The organism is Agromyces sp. Y575, assembly GCF_059445445.1.
Window position 1 is genome coordinate 254,650 of the sequence record NZ_JCAIUI010000002.1, and the last position, 17,411, is coordinate 272,060.

At 69.7% G+C, this 17,411-nt stretch carries 15 protein-coding genes; 3 read left to right on the forward strand and 12 right to left on the reverse strand.

Going from position 1 to position 17,411, the window contains the following annotated elements; genetic code table 11:
- Entirely contained in the window at positions 1-402 is a 402-nt protein-coding gene (locus tag AC1C2U_RS07335) for a hypothetical protein (RefSeq protein WP_495361087.1), read from the forward strand.
- Positions 403-501: 99 nt separating this feature from the next.
- Here the strand turns inward: AC1C2U_RS07335 and AC1C2U_RS07340 are convergent, their stop codons facing one another.
- From AC1C2U_RS07340 to gabT, 9 genes are all read right to left on the reverse strand, one after another.
- Positions 502-1,734 (reverse strand): UDP-N-acetylmuramate dehydrogenase, encoded by a 1,233-nt coding sequence (locus tag AC1C2U_RS07340; protein WP_495361088.1) that lies wholly within the window; start codon positions 1,732-1,734, stop codon positions 502-504.
- A 1-nt stretch (position 1,735) separates the two neighbouring features.
- Positions 1,736-2,191 (reverse strand): MaoC family dehydratase, encoded by a 456-nt coding sequence (locus AC1C2U_RS07345; protein ID WP_495361089.1) that lies wholly within the window; start codon positions 2,189-2,191, stop codon positions 1,736-1,738.
- Entirely contained in the window at positions 2,191-2,637 is a 447-nt protein-coding gene (locus AC1C2U_RS07350) for an FAS1-like dehydratase domain-containing protein (protein ID WP_495361090.1), read from the reverse strand. The genes AC1C2U_RS07345 and AC1C2U_RS07350 overlap by 1 nt, the downstream gene beginning before the upstream one ends.
- 712 nt (positions 2,638-3,349) lie before the next feature.
- Positions 3,350-4,903, reverse strand: coding sequence for an APC family permease (locus AC1C2U_RS07355; RefSeq protein ID WP_495361091.1), 1,554 nt, complete (start codon positions 4,901-4,903; stop codon positions 3,350-3,352).
- A 46-nt stretch (positions 4,904-4,949) separates the two neighbouring features.
- Positions 4,950-5,831, reverse strand: coding sequence for a universal stress protein (locus tag AC1C2U_RS07360; protein ID WP_495361092.1), 882 nt, complete (start codon positions 5,829-5,831; stop codon positions 4,950-4,952).
- Complete coding sequence (locus AC1C2U_RS07365; protein WP_495361093.1) at positions 5,831-7,195, reverse strand: flavin monoamine oxidase family protein; 1,365 nt, start codon at positions 7,193-7,195, stop codon at positions 5,831-5,833. The genes AC1C2U_RS07360 and AC1C2U_RS07365 overlap by 1 nt, the downstream gene beginning before the upstream one ends.
- Positions 7,196-7,319: 124 nt before the next feature.
- Positions 7,320-8,789: an NAD-dependent succinate-semialdehyde dehydrogenase gene (locus tag AC1C2U_RS07370; protein ID WP_495361094.1), complete on the reverse strand. Its 1,470-nt coding sequence runs from the start codon at positions 8,787-8,789 to the stop codon at positions 7,320-7,322.
- A gap of 78 nt (positions 8,790-8,867) precedes the next feature.
- Positions 8,868-10,208, reverse strand: a complete 1,341-nt coding sequence (locus tag AC1C2U_RS07375) for a Glu/Leu/Phe/Val family dehydrogenase (RefSeq protein WP_495361095.1) — start codon at positions 10,206-10,208, stop codon at positions 8,868-8,870.
- The gene (gene gabT / locus AC1C2U_RS07380) at positions 10,205-11,611 is read right to left on the reverse strand and encodes a 4-aminobutyrate--2-oxoglutarate transaminase (RefSeq protein WP_495361096.1); all 1,407 of its coding nucleotides are present in this window, start codon (positions 11,609-11,611) and stop codon (positions 10,205-10,207) included. The genes AC1C2U_RS07375 and gabT overlap by 4 nt, the downstream gene beginning before the upstream one ends.
- 226 nt (positions 11,612-11,837) lie before the next feature.
- Between gabT and AC1C2U_RS07385 the strand changes: the two genes are divergently transcribed.
- Positions 11,838-13,382: a PucR family transcriptional regulator gene (locus tag AC1C2U_RS07385; RefSeq protein ID WP_495361097.1), complete on the forward strand. Its 1,545-nt coding sequence runs from the start codon at positions 11,838-11,840 to the stop codon at positions 13,380-13,382.
- A 20-nt stretch (positions 13,383-13,402) separates the two neighbouring features.
- Here the strand turns inward: AC1C2U_RS07385 and AC1C2U_RS07390 are convergent, their stop codons facing one another.
- Both AC1C2U_RS07390 and AC1C2U_RS07395 read right to left on the reverse strand, forming a co-directional pair.
- A complete protein-coding gene (locus tag AC1C2U_RS07390) occupies positions 13,403-14,875 on the reverse strand; it encodes a GH1 family beta-glucosidase (protein ID WP_495361098.1) in 1,473 nt (490 codons plus the stop codon).
- Between the two features lie 50 nt (positions 14,876-14,925).
- Positions 14,926-15,531, reverse strand: coding sequence for a PadR family transcriptional regulator (locus AC1C2U_RS07395; RefSeq protein ID WP_495361100.1), 606 nt, complete (start codon positions 15,529-15,531; stop codon positions 14,926-14,928).
- Positions 15,532-15,610: 79 nt separating this feature from the next.
- On the opposite strand from AC1C2U_RS07395, the gene AC1C2U_RS07400 reads away from it, so the two are divergent.
- A complete protein-coding gene (locus AC1C2U_RS07400) occupies positions 15,611-16,075 on the forward strand; it encodes an SgcJ/EcaC family oxidoreductase (RefSeq protein WP_495361101.1) in 465 nt (154 codons plus the stop codon).
- A gap of 158 nt (positions 16,076-16,233) precedes the next feature.
- On the opposite strand, the gene AC1C2U_RS07405 is transcribed toward AC1C2U_RS07400, so the two are convergent.
- Entirely contained in the window at positions 16,234-17,379 is a 1,146-nt protein-coding gene (locus AC1C2U_RS07405; protein WP_495361102.1) for a M14 family zinc carboxypeptidase, read from the reverse strand.
- Positions 17,380-17,411: the final 32 nt, after the last annotated feature.

The following is a 17,411-nucleotide window of genomic DNA, read 5'->3' on the forward strand; positions in this document are numbered from 1 at the left end:
ATGACCACGAGCACCCCGAACTCCGGCGAGCAGGCGCCTGCACCCACTCCGAATGACGCGGATGCCGCCGTCACCGCGATCCTCGCAGACTGGGGCGACCCCGCACTCTCCCCGCCGGCGGCCACGCCGCCCGCGAGCGGTGACTCCCACGCGAGCGCTGCCGTGGCCCGCCCGACGGTGCGATGGGGGGCCCTCGTCTGGGCGTTGCTCTTCGGCGCGATGGCCGCGACGACCCTCTGGGTCATCGTCGAACCCGTGCGCCGCGATGCGGTCGGCGACTGGCTCACGACACTGAGTCCGCTCGCCGCCGCCCTCTACGCGGTCGTCGCGGTGGGCATCATCGTGGCGCTGTTCGGCATCGTCGGCCTCATCCGCCGCGGCGAGCGCCAGCGCCGCAGCTGACCCGTCGCCCCGCGACATCCACACGCTGACGCGAATCGACCTCTGCCTGTCCGGTGGAGGTCGATCCGCGTCGCTTCGCCGTCGGAACGTCGGAGGCTGCTACAGCTCGACGCCGACGAGTACCGGCTCGGGCCGCAGCAGGATGCCGAACTCGGCTTGCACTCGGCTCTGAACGAACCGTGCGAGCGCCGTGATCTCGTCGGCGGTCGCGCCGCCGCGGTTCGTGAGCGCGAGGGTGTGCTTCGACGATATCGCCGCCCGCGAGCCGGGCAGGGCGAACCCGCGGCGGACGCCGGACTGCTCGATCAACCACGCGGCCGAGAGCTTCACGAGCGGTTCGTCGGCCGGGGCATCTGTGACGGTGACGGATGTCTCGAGCTCGGCCTGGTGCGCGAGGAACGCGTCGAGCGGCGACTCGGACGCGAGCGAGCCGAGCGGGGTCACCACGTCAGCCGCCTCGGGTTCGACGTACCACCGCGGAGCACCGGCGGGCAACGACCGGGCGACGTGCTCGGAGACGATCGGGTTCGTGAAGAACGAGCCGGCGCTCACCGAGTCGGGGTCGGCGGGGTCGAGCACCATGCCCTTCGAAGCACGCAGCGCGAGCACGCTCTCGCGAACCTTGGCGATGGGCACCCGGTCACCCTGCTGCACGTGCAGCGCGTCGGCGAGCTGCCCGTAGGCGATCGGCCGACCGAGGGCCGCTCCGAGCACGGCCCGCTCGGCTGCGGTGTCGTGCAGTTCGAGCTCGACTGTGACGACGATGCCGCGCAAGCCCTGCTTCAGCACCGAGGTGCGGTAGCCGAGTTCGAGCTCGGCGGCGGTCATGCGACGCGGGGCGTCGGCCCCCTCGTCGAGGAACTCGATCGCGACGAGCGTCGACTCGAGCTCCTGCCCGTAGGCGCCGATGTTCTGCACGGGCGCCGCACCGACCGAGCCGGGAATGCCCGAAAGAGCCTCGACGCCCGAGTAGCCGTGCTCGACGGTCCACGCCACGAGGTCGTCCCACGACTCGCCCGCCTGCACGCGCAGTCGAGCTGAGTGCTCGCGGTCTCGAGACGCTCGATCGTCGATCCTCGATCCGAGGCTCGACTCATGCGGAGGCAGCACCTCGATGCCGCGCGTCGCGACCCGGATCACCGTGCCGTCGAAGCCTTCGTCGCCGACGAGCAGGTTCGAGCCGCCGCCGAGCGCGAGCCACGGGGCATCCGTCGCCCATGCCTCGCTCGCGAGGTCGACGAGGTCGCGCTGCGTCGTCGCCGTGACGAGTCGGTCGATCGGCCCGCCGACCTGCAGGGTCGTGAGCTCCGAGAAGCGGATGTCGCCGCTCATGTCAGGCGCTGGGATCGAGTAGCGCGGAGCGCGTATCGAGATCGACGCGCACTTGCGCCTTGCCGAGCACCGTGTCGTCGCCGAGCTTGACGGTGAGGTCGATGCGGGCGACGGCTGTTGTCTCGTCGAGCAGGCCGACCTTCGCGGTGACCGCGACGGTCGCACCGGTCTCGGGGTCGACGACGACGGGGCGGGTGAAGCGCACCTGGTAGTCGGCGATGCGACCGGGGTCGCCGGCCCAGTCGACGACGGGCTGCACGGCGAAGCCCATGGTGAGCATGCCGTGTGCGAGCACGCCGGGCAGACCGACCTCGGCGGCGATGTCGTCGCGGTAGTGAATGGGGTTGAAGTCGCCAGAGGCTCCGGCGTAGCGAACGAGCGAGTCACGCGTGAGCGGGAACGACTGCTCGGCGACGACATCGCCGACGGCGAGGGACGCGAAGACGGGAGTGGGCATCAGTCTTCTCCTCGCACGACGAGCTGCGACAGGGCGGTGACCACGTGGGCGCCATCGGCATCGACGATGACCGATTCGGCAACGACGATCGAGTGGGCGCCGAGCGTCTTCACGCTCGAGACGGTGAGGGTCGCGGTGAGCAGGTCGCCCGCGACCACCGGGCGGGTGTAGCTGAAGCGCTGGTCGCCGTGCACGACCCGCGTGAAGTCGATGCCCGCGTCGGGTTCGGCCAGCAGCTGGGCCAGCGTGCGCTCCTGCACGACGATCGGGAACGTCGGCGGCGCGACGACATCGGCGTACCCGGCAGCACGCGCCGCTTCGGGGTCGAGGTTGATCGGGTTCGTCGCGAAGACGGCACGGGCGAACTCGCGCACCTTCTCACGACCGACGAGGTAGGGCTCGGTTGGCGGGAGGACCCGCCCCTGCAGCTCGGGGTTCACTGGCACCCAGTCAGTCTATGCGGGGGGCGAATCCCGTCCTGCGGGTTGAGCAGTCTCTGCGGGGGTGACTCCCCACCTGCGGGTTGAGCAGCCTCCGCGGGGGCGACTCCCCACCTGCGGGTTGAGCAGCCTCCGCGGGGGCGACTCCCGCCTGCGGGTTGAGCAGCCTCCGCGGGGGCGACTCCCCACCTGCGGGTTGAGCAGCCTCCGCGGGGGCGACTCCCCCACCTGCGGGTTGAGCCTGTCGAAACCCGTGCCGCCCGCCCGACCCCGAGGCCTCGACACGCTCGATTCGCTCGCCCCTGGACCAGCGGGACGTCGAACGCCCCACGCACACAGCACGAGAGATCCGAAATGACGTATGCCAGTTCCGCCTCATCGATGAGGCGGAACTGGCATACGGATTCAGCGACTGAGATTGAAGCGTCGCAGGCTGAGATTGAAGCGGCGAGACCGAACGGCGACACCCGGTACACCGAGAACCCGCGCCCTCGAACGGTCAAGCGTTTGCCGCCGCCGGGCAGGGCGCCCAAGCCGCATGCGCAGTGCGTCGAGCAGGAGTTCGAGGCCGCTCGCCGAGTCGATCGTGCATGAGGGGTGACGGCGATTCCGTCCCGCGGTCGGGGCTCGAGGTAGGCAGAGAGGTTCGACAGGGAGGACGTGAGCGCTTCGAACTCGACCTCCTCCCGAGCGCACGACGAGCCCAGCGCTTGAACGCTCAGTCCTCCGCGACCGCGCGTGAGAGCGTCTCGCCGCGGAAGAACGCCGGGCGCTTGCGCCACTGCCAGAGCATGATGACGACGCCCGAGAGCAGCACCACCATGCCGAGCACGAAGACGAGACCGAGCCCTGCGACCGACGAACCCGATCCGTAATCGGGGTCCATGCTGTCGATCAGGGTCGTGAAGAACAGCACGCCGAGGATCACGCCGCCGACGAGCGGGAACAACAGCGTGAAGAAGACGTTGCGCACCGAGCGGAACCACACCGAGCGGAAGAACCACACGCATGCGAACGCCGTGATGCCGTAGTAGAAGCAGATCATCATGCCGAGGGCGGTGATCGTGTCCCACAGCACGTTCTCGCTCACGAAGCGCATGACCGCGTAGAAGGCCGATGCCACGATCGCCGAGACGATCGTCGCGTATCCGGGCGTGAAGAAGCGCGGGCTGACCGCCGCGAACTTCTCTGGCAGTGCGCCGTAATGCCCCATCGCGAGCAGCGTGCGGGCCGGCGAGACGAAGGTCGACTGGAGCGAAGACGCCGAGCTCGTGAGCACGGCGAGCGAGACGAGCACCGCGAGCGGCCCGAGGATGGGGCCGGCCAGGTGGAAGAACACGTTGTCTTGGATGTCGGGGTTGCCGAGACCGAACTCGCCGGTGCCGACGCCCGCGAAGGCGATGAGCGAGACCGCGATGAGCAGGTAGAGCACCACGATCGTGACGACGGTGATGGTCGCCGCGCGGCCGGGCGTCTTCTCCGACCCGCGGGTCTCCTCGTTCATCGTGAGCGTGACGTCCCAGCCCCAGAAGATGAAGATCGAGAGCGAGAGGCCTGCCGCGAACGCCGAGAACGACTCGACGGCGAAGGGGTTGAACCACGACCAGTCGATCGCAGTCCCATCGAACGCGTCGCCGTTCGCGACCTCGACGAGCGCCGCGACGGAGAAGATCAGGAGCACGAGCACCTGGAAGCCGACGAGCCAGTACTGCAGCTTCTGCGTCGTCTGCATGTCGCGGTACGAGATCCAGGTCGCACCGAGCATGAACAGCAGGCACACGACGACGTTGACGAGCGGGTTCGCGGCGATGCCCGCAATGTCGGGATTGCCCGAGATCTGCGAGATCAACAGGAACAGGAAGTCGACCGCGATACCGGCGAGGTTCGACAGCACGAGGATCGTCGCGGCGACGAGCCCCCACCCGGCGAGCCAGCCGACCCATGGCCCGAACGCACGGGTCGCCCACGTGAACGAGGTACCCGAGTCGGGCATACGGCGGTTCAGCTCGCGGTAGCCGAAGGCGACGAGCAGCATCGGGATGAAGCCGACGAGGATGATCGCCGGCACCTGCACCCCGACCTCCGACACCGTCGGGCCGAGCGCAGCCGTCAGCGTGTACGCGGGCGCGATGCACGAGATGCCGATGACGATCGCGCCGATGAGGCCGACCGATCCGGCCGAGAGACCCTTCTTCGAGATGCCGTGTTCGGAGCCGTCGATGGCGCGAGACGCCTCAGTGAGCGGCGCGGTCGGTTCTGCGGGATGCGTCATTGCGGTCTCTTCCAGTGGAAAGCGTGCGCCGGGCGTCTTCAGTGGGTCAGCGTGCGCCGGGCGTCGCGGTGCGCGGCACCACGATCATCGGCACCGGCAGCTCGCGCAGCATCTTCGCCGCCGTCGAGCCGAGGAACAGGCGGCTCGACGTCGCGAGCCGGTTGGAGCCGACGAGCACGAGCTCGCCCGCGTGCCAGTCGAGCGATTGCACGGCAGCCTCGATCGTGGCGCCCTTGGCGGTGACGACGGTGGCCTCCACGCTCGCCGGCAGCGCGAGCCGAGCGGCGAGCAGCACCTCTTCCGCGTGCACGGTGCTCGTCAGGTCGGCGAGTTCCTCGTCCATGCCGGCCGGCAGGTCGATCGAGACGAGCGAGAGCAGGCGCAGCGGTGCGTGTGTCTGGCGTGCAAGGCGAACGGATGCCTCGAGCAGCCCCTCAGCGCCGGGTCGCGTGCCGACCGCGGCGGTGATGCGGGTGACGCCCTGTCCGGGCGACACCTCGCGCGAACCAGCTGGGGCAAGCGCGACCGGCACGTCGGAGGAGTGCAGGAGTTCGTTCGCGACCGAGCCGATGCGCGAACGCCCGAGGATGCCGCCGCGCGCAGCGCCGACGACGATGAGCATCGCCTCGAACTCGTGCGCGGCCGCGATGAGCCCCTCGGCGAACGACTCCGCGTAGCGGATGTGCAGCGACTGGGCAACGTCGTCGCCGAGCGCCGCGGATGCCTCGGCCAGCCACGTGCGCGAACGTTCTCTGAGGAACCGTTCGTATCCGGCATCCGTCGGCACGATGCTCGTGCGCGCCTCGCTCGGCAGCACGATGACGACCTCGAGCACGGCCTCGCTCGCTCGCGCGATGCGGGTCGCGAGCGCGAGCGCGTCGGCGCCGCTGTCGTTGGCGATGTAGCCGACGACGATGCGGGTGGGCATCACTCGCTCCTGAGAATCTCGGCGGCGACTTCGCGGCCGACGCGGATGGCACCGTCGACGTGCTGGTAGCCCTTGCCTGCCATGTCGGAGCACGAGAAGTGGATCGGCCCGACCGGCGTGCGGAGGTCGGCGCCGTAGCGAGCGAGCCCGCCCATGTCGAAGCTCGCGGCGTAGGCGCCGCGCGTCCACTCCTCGGAGCCCCAGTCGCTCTCGTAGTAGACGACCGGGTTCAGCGTCTCGGGGCCGTAGTAGTGCGACATCGACTCGAGGATCTTGGCCTTGCGCTCCGCTGCCGTGAGCGAGAAGACACCGTCGGCCTCCTCGTCGGACACGAAGCCGACGAGCGTGCCGCGCGGGTCATCGTGGTTCGTGTTGTCGTAGGCCTCGTGGCACAGCTCGTACGGGCTGAACGCGGTGCCGCTGAGTCCGGCATCACGCCAGAACGGCGTCTCGTAGACGGCGTGCACCTTGATGACGAAGCCCATCGAGAGGTGCTGGTGCAGCTGCTGCTGGCGACGCGGCAGCGGCGGCTCGTACGAGATGCGGCTGATCAGGATCGGCGGCAGCGCGAGCACGAGGTGCTTCGCGTGCACCTCGAGCGAGTCCGTCACCGCGACGACGCCCGACGTCGGTGCATCCGGGCTCCAGCGCACCGTGCGCACGGGCTGGCCGAGGCGCACCGCGTTGCCGAGACGATCGGCGAGAAGCAGCGGCACCTGCTGCAGGCCGCCGATGACCCGCTTGTCGAGGATGAAGTCGGCGTCGACGAGGTTCGAGAACGAGCCCGCGGATGCCGCCATGAGCAGCGCCTGCAGCGCCGAGAACGCGTGCGCGGGCTTCGTGAGCATGGCACCGGCGATGAACATGGCGACGTTCAGGCGCGCCTCGAGGTCGTCGGTCTGGGTCTCGAGCCAGTGCGCGAACGAGATCTCGTCGAACTCCTTTGCGCGCGGGTGCGCCCACGGCCGGTCGGGGTCGATCTCGGCCACGACGGCGTCGAGCTTCTCGATGAGGCCGACGATCTCGTTCTCGGTCTTCGCCGGCACCGGGAAGATGTCGCCCTCGAACCTCTTCAGCACGCCGTCGGGCCCGATGTAGACGTTCTCGCCCTCGCGGTAGCGCGAGTACGTCTCGAGCCCGAGTTCGCCCAGCGTCTCGATGAGCGCGTCCTGGTCGGGCGAGACCCACTGTCCGCCGATCTCGAGCATCGCGCCGTCGATGTCGTCGGTCCAGAGGCGGCCGCCGATACGGTCGCGGGCCTCGAGCACGACGACGGACTTGCCGGCGTCCTTCAGCCGGTTGGCGGCGGTGAGTCCGGATGCCCCGGCGCCGACGATGACGACGTCGCAATCGATGCGTTCCATGGTGTGTGTTCCTTCGTTCGAGTTCGCTGGTCGAGGAGGCCCGCCATGGCCGTCTCGAGACCCGGTTGAGCAATGCGGGGTTTCGAGACGGTCGCTTCGCTCCCTCCTCAACCCGCAGGACTCGTCAGCTCACCGGGATGAGCGTGTACTTCGTGTCGAGGTACTCGTGGATGCCCTCGAGCCCGCCCTCACGGCCGATGCCCGATTGCTTGATGCCGCCGAAGGGAGCTGCGGCGTTCGAGACGAGGCCCGTGTTCAGGCCCATCATGCCGGTCGCGAGGCGGTCGATCATGCGGTGACCGCGCGCGAGGTCTTGCGTGAACACGTAGGAGACGAGACCGAACTCGGTGTCGTTCGCGAGGCGCACGGCCTCGTCTTCGGTCGAGAACGTCGTGATGCCGAGCACCGGGCCGAAGATCTCTTCACGCAGCAGGCGAGCGTCGGCCGGCACGGAGCCGAGCACGGTCGGGGCGTAGAACGTGCCCTCGCCTTCGATCGGGCTGCCGCCGACGAGCACCTTCGCGCCCTTGCCGACCGCGTCGCTCACGAGCTCGTCGGTCGAAGCGACCGCCTTCGCGTCGATGAGCGGGCCGATCGCGATGCCGTCTTCCGTGCCGCGGCCGACACGCATCGCCCGCACCCGCTCGGCGACCCGGCTGCCGAACTCCTCAGCGATCGACTCGTGCACGATGAAGCGGTTCGCCGCGGTGCACGCCTGCCCGATGTTGCGGAACTTCGCGAGCATCGCACCGTCGACGGCCTTGTCGAGGTCGGCGTCGTCGAAGATGACGAACGGGGCGTTGCCGCCGAGCTCCATCGAGGTGCGGAGGATGCCCTGGGCCGCCTGCGCCATCAGGCTGCGGCCGACCTCGGTCGAGCCCGTGAAGCTCAGCTTGCGCAGGCGCGGGTCGGCGATGATCGGGCCCGAGACCTTCGACGACGTCGACGTGGCGATGACGTTGACGACTCCGGCCGGTAGGCCCGCTTCTTCGAGCAGTTGCACGAATGCGAGGGTCGTGAGCGGCGTGAGGGCCGGGGGCTTGATCACCACGGTGCATCCGGCCGCCAACGCCGGGGCGATCTTGCGCGTCGCCATCGCGAGCGGGAAGTTCCACGGCGTGATGAAGAACGACGGGCCGACGGGCCGCTGCGAGACGATCATGTGGCCGGTGCCCTCGGGGTTCAGCCCGTAGCGGCCCGAGATGCGCACGGCCTCTTCGCTGAACCAGCGCAGGAACTCGCCGCCGTAGGCGACCTCCCCGCGGGCCTCGGCGAGCGGCTTGCCCATCTCGAGCGTCATGAGGAGCGCGAACTCCTCCTTGCGTTCCTGCAGCAGATCGAAGGCGCGGCGCAGCAGCTCGCCGCGCTCACGCGGAGCGGTCGCGGCCCACTCGTCTTGTGCGGCCACCGCGGCGTCGAGGGCGCGGATGCCGTCGGCGACGGAGGCGTCAGCGATCTTCTTGATGGTTTCGCCGGTCGACGGGTCGGCGACGGCGAGGGTCTTGCCGCCCTCGGCATCGACCCACTCGCCGCCGATGAAGAGCCCGCTCTTGACCTTGTCGAGCACGGTGGCTTCCAGCGTGGCGTCGGTCATTGCTCTGTTCCGTTCACTCGTGGTCAGTTCCTTCTCGAGTTGCCCAAGTATGGCCGAAGTCGGGCAACTCGATTCCTATCAGGGGTACAGGCCGCGGAGCTTGTGTGCTTCGGCGACGCGTTCGACGGCGAGCGCCGTTGCGGCGGTGCGAAGCGAGAGCCCCCGCGCCTCGGCGTAGCCCAGCACGTGCTGCCACGCACTGAGCATCCGCTCCTCCAGTCTGGACTCGACCTCGTCGGCGCGCCACCAGTAGGCCTGGTTCGCCTGCACCCATTCGAAGTACGAGACGATGACGCCGCCCGCGTTCGCGAGGATGTCGGGCACGACGAGCACGCCGGCCTCGCGCAGGATGCGGTCGGCGCCCGGGGTCGTCGGGCCGTTGGCCCCCTCGACGACGACCTTCGCACGCACTCCCCCGGCGTTGCCCTCGTGCAGCACGCCCTCCACGGCGGCCGGCACGAGCAGGTCGACCTCGAGGGCGAGCAGCGCCGCGCCGTCGAGCGCCTCAGCGCCCGCGAAGCCGACGACCGATCCGGTCGCCCGCACGTGTGCGGTGAGCGATTCGACGTCGAGGCCGGTGGCGTTGAACACCGCACCGTACTGGTCGCTCACCCCGGTGACGGAGACGCCGGCCTCGGAGAGGAACCGCGCGGCATCCGCACCGACCTTGCCGAAGCCCTGCACGGCGGCGGTCGCCCGCGTCGGCTCGATGCCCGTGTGCCGCAGCGCCGCGAGCGCGATGTGGGTCACCCCGCGGCTCGTCGCCGAAGCCCGCCCCTGCGATCCGCCGAGCGAGATGGGCTTGCCGGTCACGATGCCGGGCACCGTGTAGCCCATGTTCACCGAGTAGGTGTCCATGATCCAGGCCATGGTCTGCTCGTCGGTGCCGATGTCGGGCGCGGGGATGTCGCGCTCCGGGCCGATGATCGGCAGGATCTCGCTCGTGTAGCGGCGGGTCACGCGCTCGAGCTCGGCCATGGAGTGCTCGCGGGGGTCGATCGCGACGCCGCCCTTCGCGCCGCCGTACGGCACGTCGAGCAGGGCGCACTTCCACGTCATCCACATCGCGAGCGCCCGCACCTCGTCGAGGTTCACGCTCGGCGCGTAGCGCAGGCCGCCCTTGGCTGGACCTCGCGAGAAGTTGTGCTGCACGCGGTAGCCGAGGTAGAGACGGCTCTCGCCCGAGTCCATGCGCAGCGGCACGGCGACGCTCAGCTCGCGGCGCGGGGTCGCGAGCATCTGGTGCAGGCCATCGGTGTAGCCGAGCAGTGAGATCGCCTCGGCGAGCTGCGAACGCGCGTCGGTGAGCGGGGTGGCGATGTGCGCGGCCGCAGCAGCCGGGCGAGCGGTGTTCGCTGAGCCTGTCGAAGCGGCGGCATCCGTTGCGGTCGACGTCGTCGTCGCGAGGAGGTCGGTCATGCCGTCACTGCTCCCTGAGCCTGTCGAAGGGCTCCCTCAGCCTGTCGAAGTCCTTCCGCGACGACGCCGAGGCCGTCGACGAGCAGTTCGTCGGAGATGGTGAGCGGCGGCAGGAATCGGATGACGTTGCCGTAGGTGCCGCAGGTGAGCACGACGACGCCGTTCGCGTGGGCGTGCTTGGCGACCGCGTTCGTGAGCGCCGCGTCGGGCGCGCCGGTCTCTGGGTCGACGAGTTCGATCGCGACCATCGCGCCGCGGCCACGGACGTCACCGATGCGGGGGTCGGCGGTGCGCAGTGCGTTGAGACGGCCGATGAGCACGGCGCCGATCTCGCGGGCACGCTCGATGAGGTCGTCTTCTTCGTACGTCTCGATCGTCGCGAGCGCGGCGGCGCACGCGAGCGGATTGCCGCCGTACGTGCCGCCGAGTCCCCCGGCCATCGCGGAGTCCATGATCTCGGCGCGGCCGGTGACCGCCGAGAGCGGCAGGCCGCCCGCGATGCCCTTCGCCGTGACGACGAGGTCGGGCACGATACCCTCGTGCTCGCTCGCGAACCAGGCGCCCGTGCGGGCGAACCCGGTCTGCACCTCGTCGGCGATGAAGACCACGTCGTTCGCCGCGGCCCACTCGACGAGGGCCGGGAGGAACCCGGGGGCAGGCACGATGAAGCCGCCCTCGCCCTGGATCGGCTCGATGATGATCGCGGCGAGGTTCTCGGCGCCGACCTGCTTCTCGATGACCGAGATGGCGCGAGCCGCGGCATCCGCACCGCTCAGTCCGCCGTCACGGAACGGGTAGCTGAGCGGGGCGCGGTACACCTCGGAGGCGAAAGGTCCGAAGCCGCTCTTGTACGGGATGTTCTTCGCGGTGAGGCCCATCGTGAGGTTCGTGCGGCCGTGGTAGGCGTGGTCGAACGCGACGACGGCCTGCTTCTTCGTGAAGTGCCGGGCGATCTTCACGGCGTTCTCGACGGCTTCGGCGCCCGAGTTGAAGAGTGCCGAACGCTTGACGTGGTCGCCGGGGGTGAGGCGGTTCAGGGCTTCGGCGACATCGACGTACGAATCGTAGGGCGCGACGGTGAAGCACGTGTGGGTGAAGGCGTTCAGCTGCGCAGTGACGGCCTCGACGACGCGGGGGTTGGCGTTGCCGACACCGGTGACGGCGATGCCAGAACCGAGGTCGATGAGCGAGTTGCCGTCGGCGTCGACGATGACGCCGCCGCCCGCGGCGACCACGGAGACGGGGATGGTGGTGCCGACCCCCGAGGCGACGGCCTCGGCCTTGCGGGCCATGAGCTCCTGCGAGCGCGGGCCGGGGATGGCGGTGACGAGACGGCGCTCCTGTGCGAGCGCGGGCCCTCCGGCGATGGTGGCCGGGTGGACCGGGGTGTCGACGAGAGTCATGGGTGCTCCGATTCGAGGTGACGACGGTGGCTTTGCGGCCATGCTAGGTCGCGACCCGCGGATGCCTCAGCGCCCGTGTGTACACTCGGAAACAGTTTGCTGGACACCATGTACACCGTGCGTCCGCTGACCGAGTAGGCCCGCCAGGGCCGAATCGAGGGTCCCGCGACGGGTCTCGATACGCTCCTCCGTCGCTACTCGACCGACGGAACAAGAGGAGACCGCCGTGCAGCCCACCGTGCAGACCCTGCTCGACCAGCCCGAGCTCGCGCTCAGCCTGCTCACCCCGGTCTCCGACCTTCCCGACGGTGCTCTCGCAGCACCCGTCGTCTGGGCGCACAGCTCGGACCTCGCCGACCCCACCCCGTTCCTCGACGCCGGACACGTGCTGCTGACGACGGGCACCCAGTTCGGCGACGATGCCGAGGCCGACTTCGCCGCAGCCTACGTGCGACGACTGCTCGAGACGGGCGTCGCGGCCCTCGGCTTCGGCACCGAGGTGATCCGCGCCGGCACCCCCGAGTCGCTCGCCGAAGCCTGCGCCGCCCAGGGCCTCCCCCTCTTCGAGGTGCCCTACCGGGTGCCGTTCATTGCGATCGTCCGCAGGGTCGCCGATCTGATCGCGCAGGACGCCAACGCGCGCCGCACCTGGGCATTCGCCGCGCAACGCGCGATCTCGCTCGCTGCCCTGAGACCTGACGGACTCTCCGCGACGCTCGTCGAGCTCTCCCACCGCATCGGCGCCTGGGTCGGGCTCATCGACGCGACCGGGTCCCTCGACCGTGAGGCGCCGTCGGGCGGGCTCGACCAGCCGCTGCTCGGCGAAGTCGTCGGCGAGGCGCGCTCGATGCTGCGGCGCGGGCAACGTGCCAGCCGTGCACTGCGGGCGGGCGAGTCCACGGATTCACCGCAACGGATGACGCTGCAGACGCTCGGCAGTGGCGGAGCGCTCCGCGGGGTGCTCGCCATCGGCGACTCGGCCGAGCTCGACCAGGCCGGTCGGGAGGTCGTCACCTCGGTGATCGCCCTCGCCGGGCTCGCGCTCGAGCAGAACCGAGACCTCGACCGGGCGCGCGGTCACTTGCGCTCAGGCCTGCTCCGCGGCATCCTCGCGGGCGACACCGCCCTCGCCGAACGGGTCGCGACCGAGATGTGGGGGCCGCTTCCGGTGGCGCCGGTGCGCATCGCGGTGACGGATGCCCCGCTCACGGGCGTCGACCGCCTCACCGAGTTGCTCGAGCTGCGGGTCGACGAGCGGGGCGGCCGGCTCTTCTTCGGCCGCGACGACGAGCAGTTCGTGCTCGTGCTCGAGGAGTCCGACGCCGCGCTCGCCGCGGAGCTCGCGACCGAGTTCGAGCTGCCCGTCGGGCTCTCCGACCCGGTCGGCGCGGGCGGCATCGCGGTCGCCCACGAGCAGGCGCTGCGGGCGCTCGAACGCGCCCGCGAATCGGGCTCGGGCGTCGTGCTGTTCGACGAGATCAGCCGTCAGGGCGTGCTCGCGTTCCTCGCCCGCACCGACGCCCGCGCGGTCGCACTCGCGACGCTCGCCCCGCTCGCCGAGCACGACGCCGCGACCGGCACCACCCTGCTCGCCACGGCGCGAGCGTGGCTCGAGCACGGCGGCCTATACGACGCCACCGCGCAGGCGCTCGGGGTGCACCGGCACACGGTGCGCAGCCGCATCGCGCACGCCGAGCGGCTGCTCGGCCGCGACCTCTCGGGCTTCCATGCGCGCGCAGACCTCTGGGCGGCGCTCCTCGCCGTCGACTGACCCCGTCTCGCGCGTGCGCGTCAGGGCAGGTGATGCCCGCGCTCGCGCGCGATCAGCTCGCGGTACCAGGCGTACGAGTCCTTCGGCGTGCGCACGCCCGTCGCGAAGTCGACGTGCACGAGCCCGAACCGCTGCGTGTAGCCCTCGGCCCACTCGAAGTTGTCGATGAGCGACCAGAGGTAGTAGCCGCGCACGTCGACGCTGAACTCGATCGCGCGACGCACCGCGGCGATGTGCTCGTCGAGATACGCGATGCGCTGCTCGTCGTGCACGGCGCCGTCGACGAGCTCGTCGGGGAACGAGGCGCCGTTCTCGGTGATCACGATCGGCGGCAGCCGGTCGCCGTAGTCGTCGTGCAGCGAGACCAGCAGGTCGGTGAAGGCCGCCGGCACGATCGGCCAGTCGAATCCGGTGACGGGCACGTCATCGAATTCGACGGGTTCGAACGGCAGGCCGGCGACGGCGAACTCGGAGTCTGCGGATGCCGCGGCGACCCGCGTCGGGTTGTAGAAGTTGACCCCGTAGAAGTCGAGCGGCGCACCGATCACGTCGAGGTCGCCGTCTTCGAGGCCCGGCATGGATTCGAGTCCGAATCCCGAGAGGTCGGGGTAGGCGCCGGTGAGCACAGGGTCGGCGAAGATGCGGTTGTACACGAGGTCGAACGCACCGGCGGCGAGCCGGTCGCCCGGGGCATCCGTCGCCGGCACCACCAGGGTGTGGTTGTTCGTGATGCCGACTTCGGCGCTGCTCCGCGCACGGATAGCCGCGACAGCGAGGCCGTGGGCGAGCAACTGGTGATGCGCGGTCGGCAGGGCGCCCATCATGAGGGCGTTTCCAGGGGCCTGGGTGCCGAGGGCGTAGCCCTGCAGGGTCGTCATCGCGGGCTCGTTGAGGGTGATCCAGCGGCCGACGCGATCGCCGAGCCGTTCGACGACGAGCTCGGTGTAATCGGCGAAGTGTCGGGCGGTGTCGCGGTTGAGCCAGCCGCCGGCGTCTTCGAGGGGCTGCGGCAGGTCCCAGTGGTAGAGGGTCGGCACAGGCGCGATGCCGGCGGCGAGCAGCGCGTCGACCAGTCGTTCGTAGTAGTCGAGCCCTGCCTCGTTGGCCGGGCCGGTGCCGCCGGGCTGCACGCGCGGCCACGCGATCGAGAAGCGGTAGTCGTCGACGCCGAGCTCCGCGAGCAGCGCGACGTCGTCACGGAAACGCCGGTAGCTGTCGGCGGCGACCTCGGCGTTCGCCCCCTCGAGCACGCGGCCCGGGGTGCGCGTGAACACATCCCAGATCGATTCGCCGCGGGCATCGGCACTCGTCGAGCCCTCGATCTGGAACGCGGCCGTGGCGGCGCCCCACCGGAATCCCTGGGGGAACGGCGGCAGCTCGGCCGTGTGATTGGAGGCGGCGGCAACGCCCATGGGAACCTCGCTGTTCGTCGGCAGTTCACGGTCAGCGGATGCCGCGGCATCCGTTCGCCCGAAGTGGGACGCTCGACCCACTCTGGCCACCTTAGGCCCGCGAACCCGATCAGGGAAGAGTCGTCACGGACTCACCAGCCGGGTGGCGGCGGCAGTTCAGCGAGGTCGGGCCACTTCAGCTCGCCGGACTCGAGTTCGCCGACGAGCCCCGCGATCCATTCACGCTCGGCGGCAAGCCTCGCCCGCTCGAACTCGGATTCCACGAGCAGGATGCGGGGCACGTTGATCGCCTCGGCGAGATCGCCTGCGAGCCGGGCGAGCTTCAGCTCGATCGCGGCGACGCGCGCACGCAGGGCGGCCATCGCCTCGTCGGGCCCGAGCACGCCCATGAACGAGAGCGCGGCGTAGGCGAGCGTGGCGTCGGGTTCGGGCGTGGCGAGCAGCAGCATGACCCTCCGGCGCAGGTCGGCGCGGCCCGCGTCGGTGATGTCGTAGCGCACGCGTTCCGGCCGACCGGCCGACTGCTCAGTGCCCACCTCGGCGATGAGACCGGACTTCTCGAGCTTGCCGACGGCGTGGTAGAGGCTCCGGGGCAGGCCGGCGACGAAGTCCTTGCGAGTGTCGACCATGAAGCGATGCATGTCGTAGGTGTGCCGCGGACCCTGGCTGAGCAGCGCCAGCACTGCGAGCGCCGGAAGATCGCGATCTGCTCGTTGCAGTTGGTCTCGGCTGATCATGACCCTCAGCCTATCCGGTGGACGGCAATACGCATTAGTGCATCTTGCACTAATGCGTATTGCATGTCATGCTGGCCTCATGAACGAGCACTCGACCCCAACCTCGACAAGAACCGATCACGCCGGCGTCCTCGTTGCACTCGACCGCATCCGCGCCGCATGGGAATCGGGTGACGCGAACGCCTACGCAGCGGAGTTCACCGACGACGCGAGCTACGTGATCTTCGCCGGCCTGCACGACCTCGGGCGCGACGCCATCCGCCGCGCGCACGTTCCCGTGTTCGCGAAGTGGCAACGGGGCACCCGCATGTCCATGCAGGTGCTCGACCTGCGATTCGTCGGCCCCGACGTCGCCGTCGTGCTCACCGACGGCGGCATCGGCAAAGGCGCCCGCATCCGGCACGACAAAGTGCAGACCTTCGTCATGGTGCGCGAGGGTGCGACCTGGCGATGCGCCGCCTTCCAGAACACGAAGAAGAACCGCCTCTTCATGGCCATGAATCGCAGAGCCCTGAATCGCATGGCGAATCCGCGCCCCCGCTGACTCCGCACCACCTTCAGCACCGCGACCGCCCGGCGTACGCTGGAGGGATCCGGAGGAGAACGCGATGCAAGCAACCGTCGGAGAACACCGAAGCGGCGGCAGGCCACCCGGCATCACCGGAGACCTGCCGCCGCTCGCGATTCAGCGACCGGGCGAACTCAGCCGGCCGGGATCACGCCGTCGTCGGTCTGGTAGCCCGTGACGGGTGCGTGCGGGATCTCCTCCCAGCGCGCGGGGTCCTCCTGCGCGACCTCGCCCGTTGCCATGCCGACCAGCAGTTCCGTCAACGCGAGCACGTTCTGGTGGATCGACTTGCCGCGGGCCTTCTGTCCGAGGCTGCCGTCGCTCGTGTTGCCGCTCGTCTCGAAGAAGACCGCCGGGTTGCTGTGGCCCTCGGGGTTGAGGCCCTTGTAGTCGTACCCGAGCATCATCGCCGAGACGACGCCGCCCTTGATGTCGATCTCGAGGCTTCCGCCGACCTGGTAGCGGTCCATATTGATGGACCCGTACTTGGCGAGCTCGTCGTACACGTGGACGTGCATCTGCCGCGTCAGCGTGTCGTACGCGCCTCCTTCGATGCCCGGAAGGGTCGGCCCGCCGGGAGCCAGCGAGATACCGAGCGACAGCGTCACGTTGTCTCCCGTGCCGTACTCCGTCTTCAGCCCCTGGTGGTGGATGTCGACGGCGAACGCGGGGTCGACCATCGTCCAGTACTCGTAGTACGCCTCGGACTCGGCGGCGACGAACCGGTTGTCGCCCCAGTCGCGGTTCAGGTCGATTCTGGTCTCGGAGCCGTCCTGCAGGATGGTCTGGCGGATGTTGGCCTCGGATCCGTCGGGGTTGTACATCGGGATGACGTGGAACGTGTACTTCTCGCGCAGCAGCGCCCAGTCGGCGGAGCCGTTCGTGCCGAGGTCCTTCAGCACGGCCAGCAGCGTCTCGGTGCCGTAGGGCTCGTTCCCGTGGATGCGACCCTGCAGCCAAACCGCCTCGGGTCCATCGCCGACGGTGGCGACGTAGAGATCGCGGCCCTGCTCCGAGGTCGAGATCTCGGTGCCGATCTCGGCGAGGGTGGCGACCTCGACGCCGAAGCGCGAGGTGCGCTCGAGTCGATCCAGTTCGGCAATGAGGTCAGCGTACGTGGCGATGCTGGCGATGTTGGTGTTGCCGTTGGGCGATGGGAAATTCGCGTCGGCCAGGGCGGGCGAACCCGCGGCCAGCGGGCCTGCCACGGCGAGTGCCGCTGCGGCGGCGAGGACGGTGATGCGACGACGGCGATTCGGTGACTTCGAGACTTCGGTCATCTGTTGCTCCCCTTTGAGTTCGACATGCCGCC

Coding starts and splice junctions, on each gene's coding strand:
- AC1C2U_RS07370 (WP_495361094.1), bottom strand. CDS start 8,789: ATGACCGACGCCACGCTGGAAGCCACCGTGCTCGACAAGGTCAAGAGC.
- AC1C2U_RS07345 (WP_495361089.1), bottom strand. CDS start 2,191: ATGCCCACTCCCGTCTTCGCGTCCCTCGCCGTCGGCGATGTCGTCGCC.
- AC1C2U_RS07355 (WP_495361091.1), bottom strand. CDS start 4,903: ATGACGCATCCCGCAGAACCGACCGCGCCGCTCACTGAGGCGTCTCGC.
- AC1C2U_RS07360 (WP_495361092.1), bottom strand. CDS start 5,831: ATGCCCACCCGCATCGTCGTCGGCTACATCGCCAACGACAGCGGCGCC.
- AC1C2U_RS07340 (WP_495361088.1), bottom strand. CDS start 1,734: ATGAGCGGCGACATCCGCTTCTCGGAGCTCACGACCCTGCAGGTCGGC.
- AC1C2U_RS07335 (WP_495361087.1), top strand. CDS start 1: ATGACCACGAGCACCCCGAACTCCGGCGAGCAGGCGCCTGCACCCACT.
- AC1C2U_RS07365 (WP_495361093.1), bottom strand. CDS start 7,195: ATGGAACGCATCGATTGCGACGTCGTCATCGTCGGCGCCGGGGCATCC.
- AC1C2U_RS07375 (WP_495361095.1), bottom strand. CDS start 10,208: ATGACCGACCTCCTCGCGACGACGACGTCGACCGCAACGGATGCCGCC.
- AC1C2U_RS07395 (WP_495361100.1), bottom strand. CDS start 15,531: ATGATCAGCCGAGACCAACTGCAACGAGCAGATCGCGATCTTCCGGCG.
- AC1C2U_RS07400 (WP_495361101.1), top strand. CDS start 15,611: ATGAACGAGCACTCGACCCCAACCTCGACAAGAACCGATCACGCCGGC.
- AC1C2U_RS07405 (WP_495361102.1), bottom strand. CDS start 17,379: ATGACCGAAGTCTCGAAGTCACCGAATCGCCGTCGTCGCATCACCGTC.
- gabT (WP_495361096.1), bottom strand. CDS start 11,611: ATGACTCTCGTCGACACCCCGGTCCACCCGGCCACCATCGCCGGAGGG.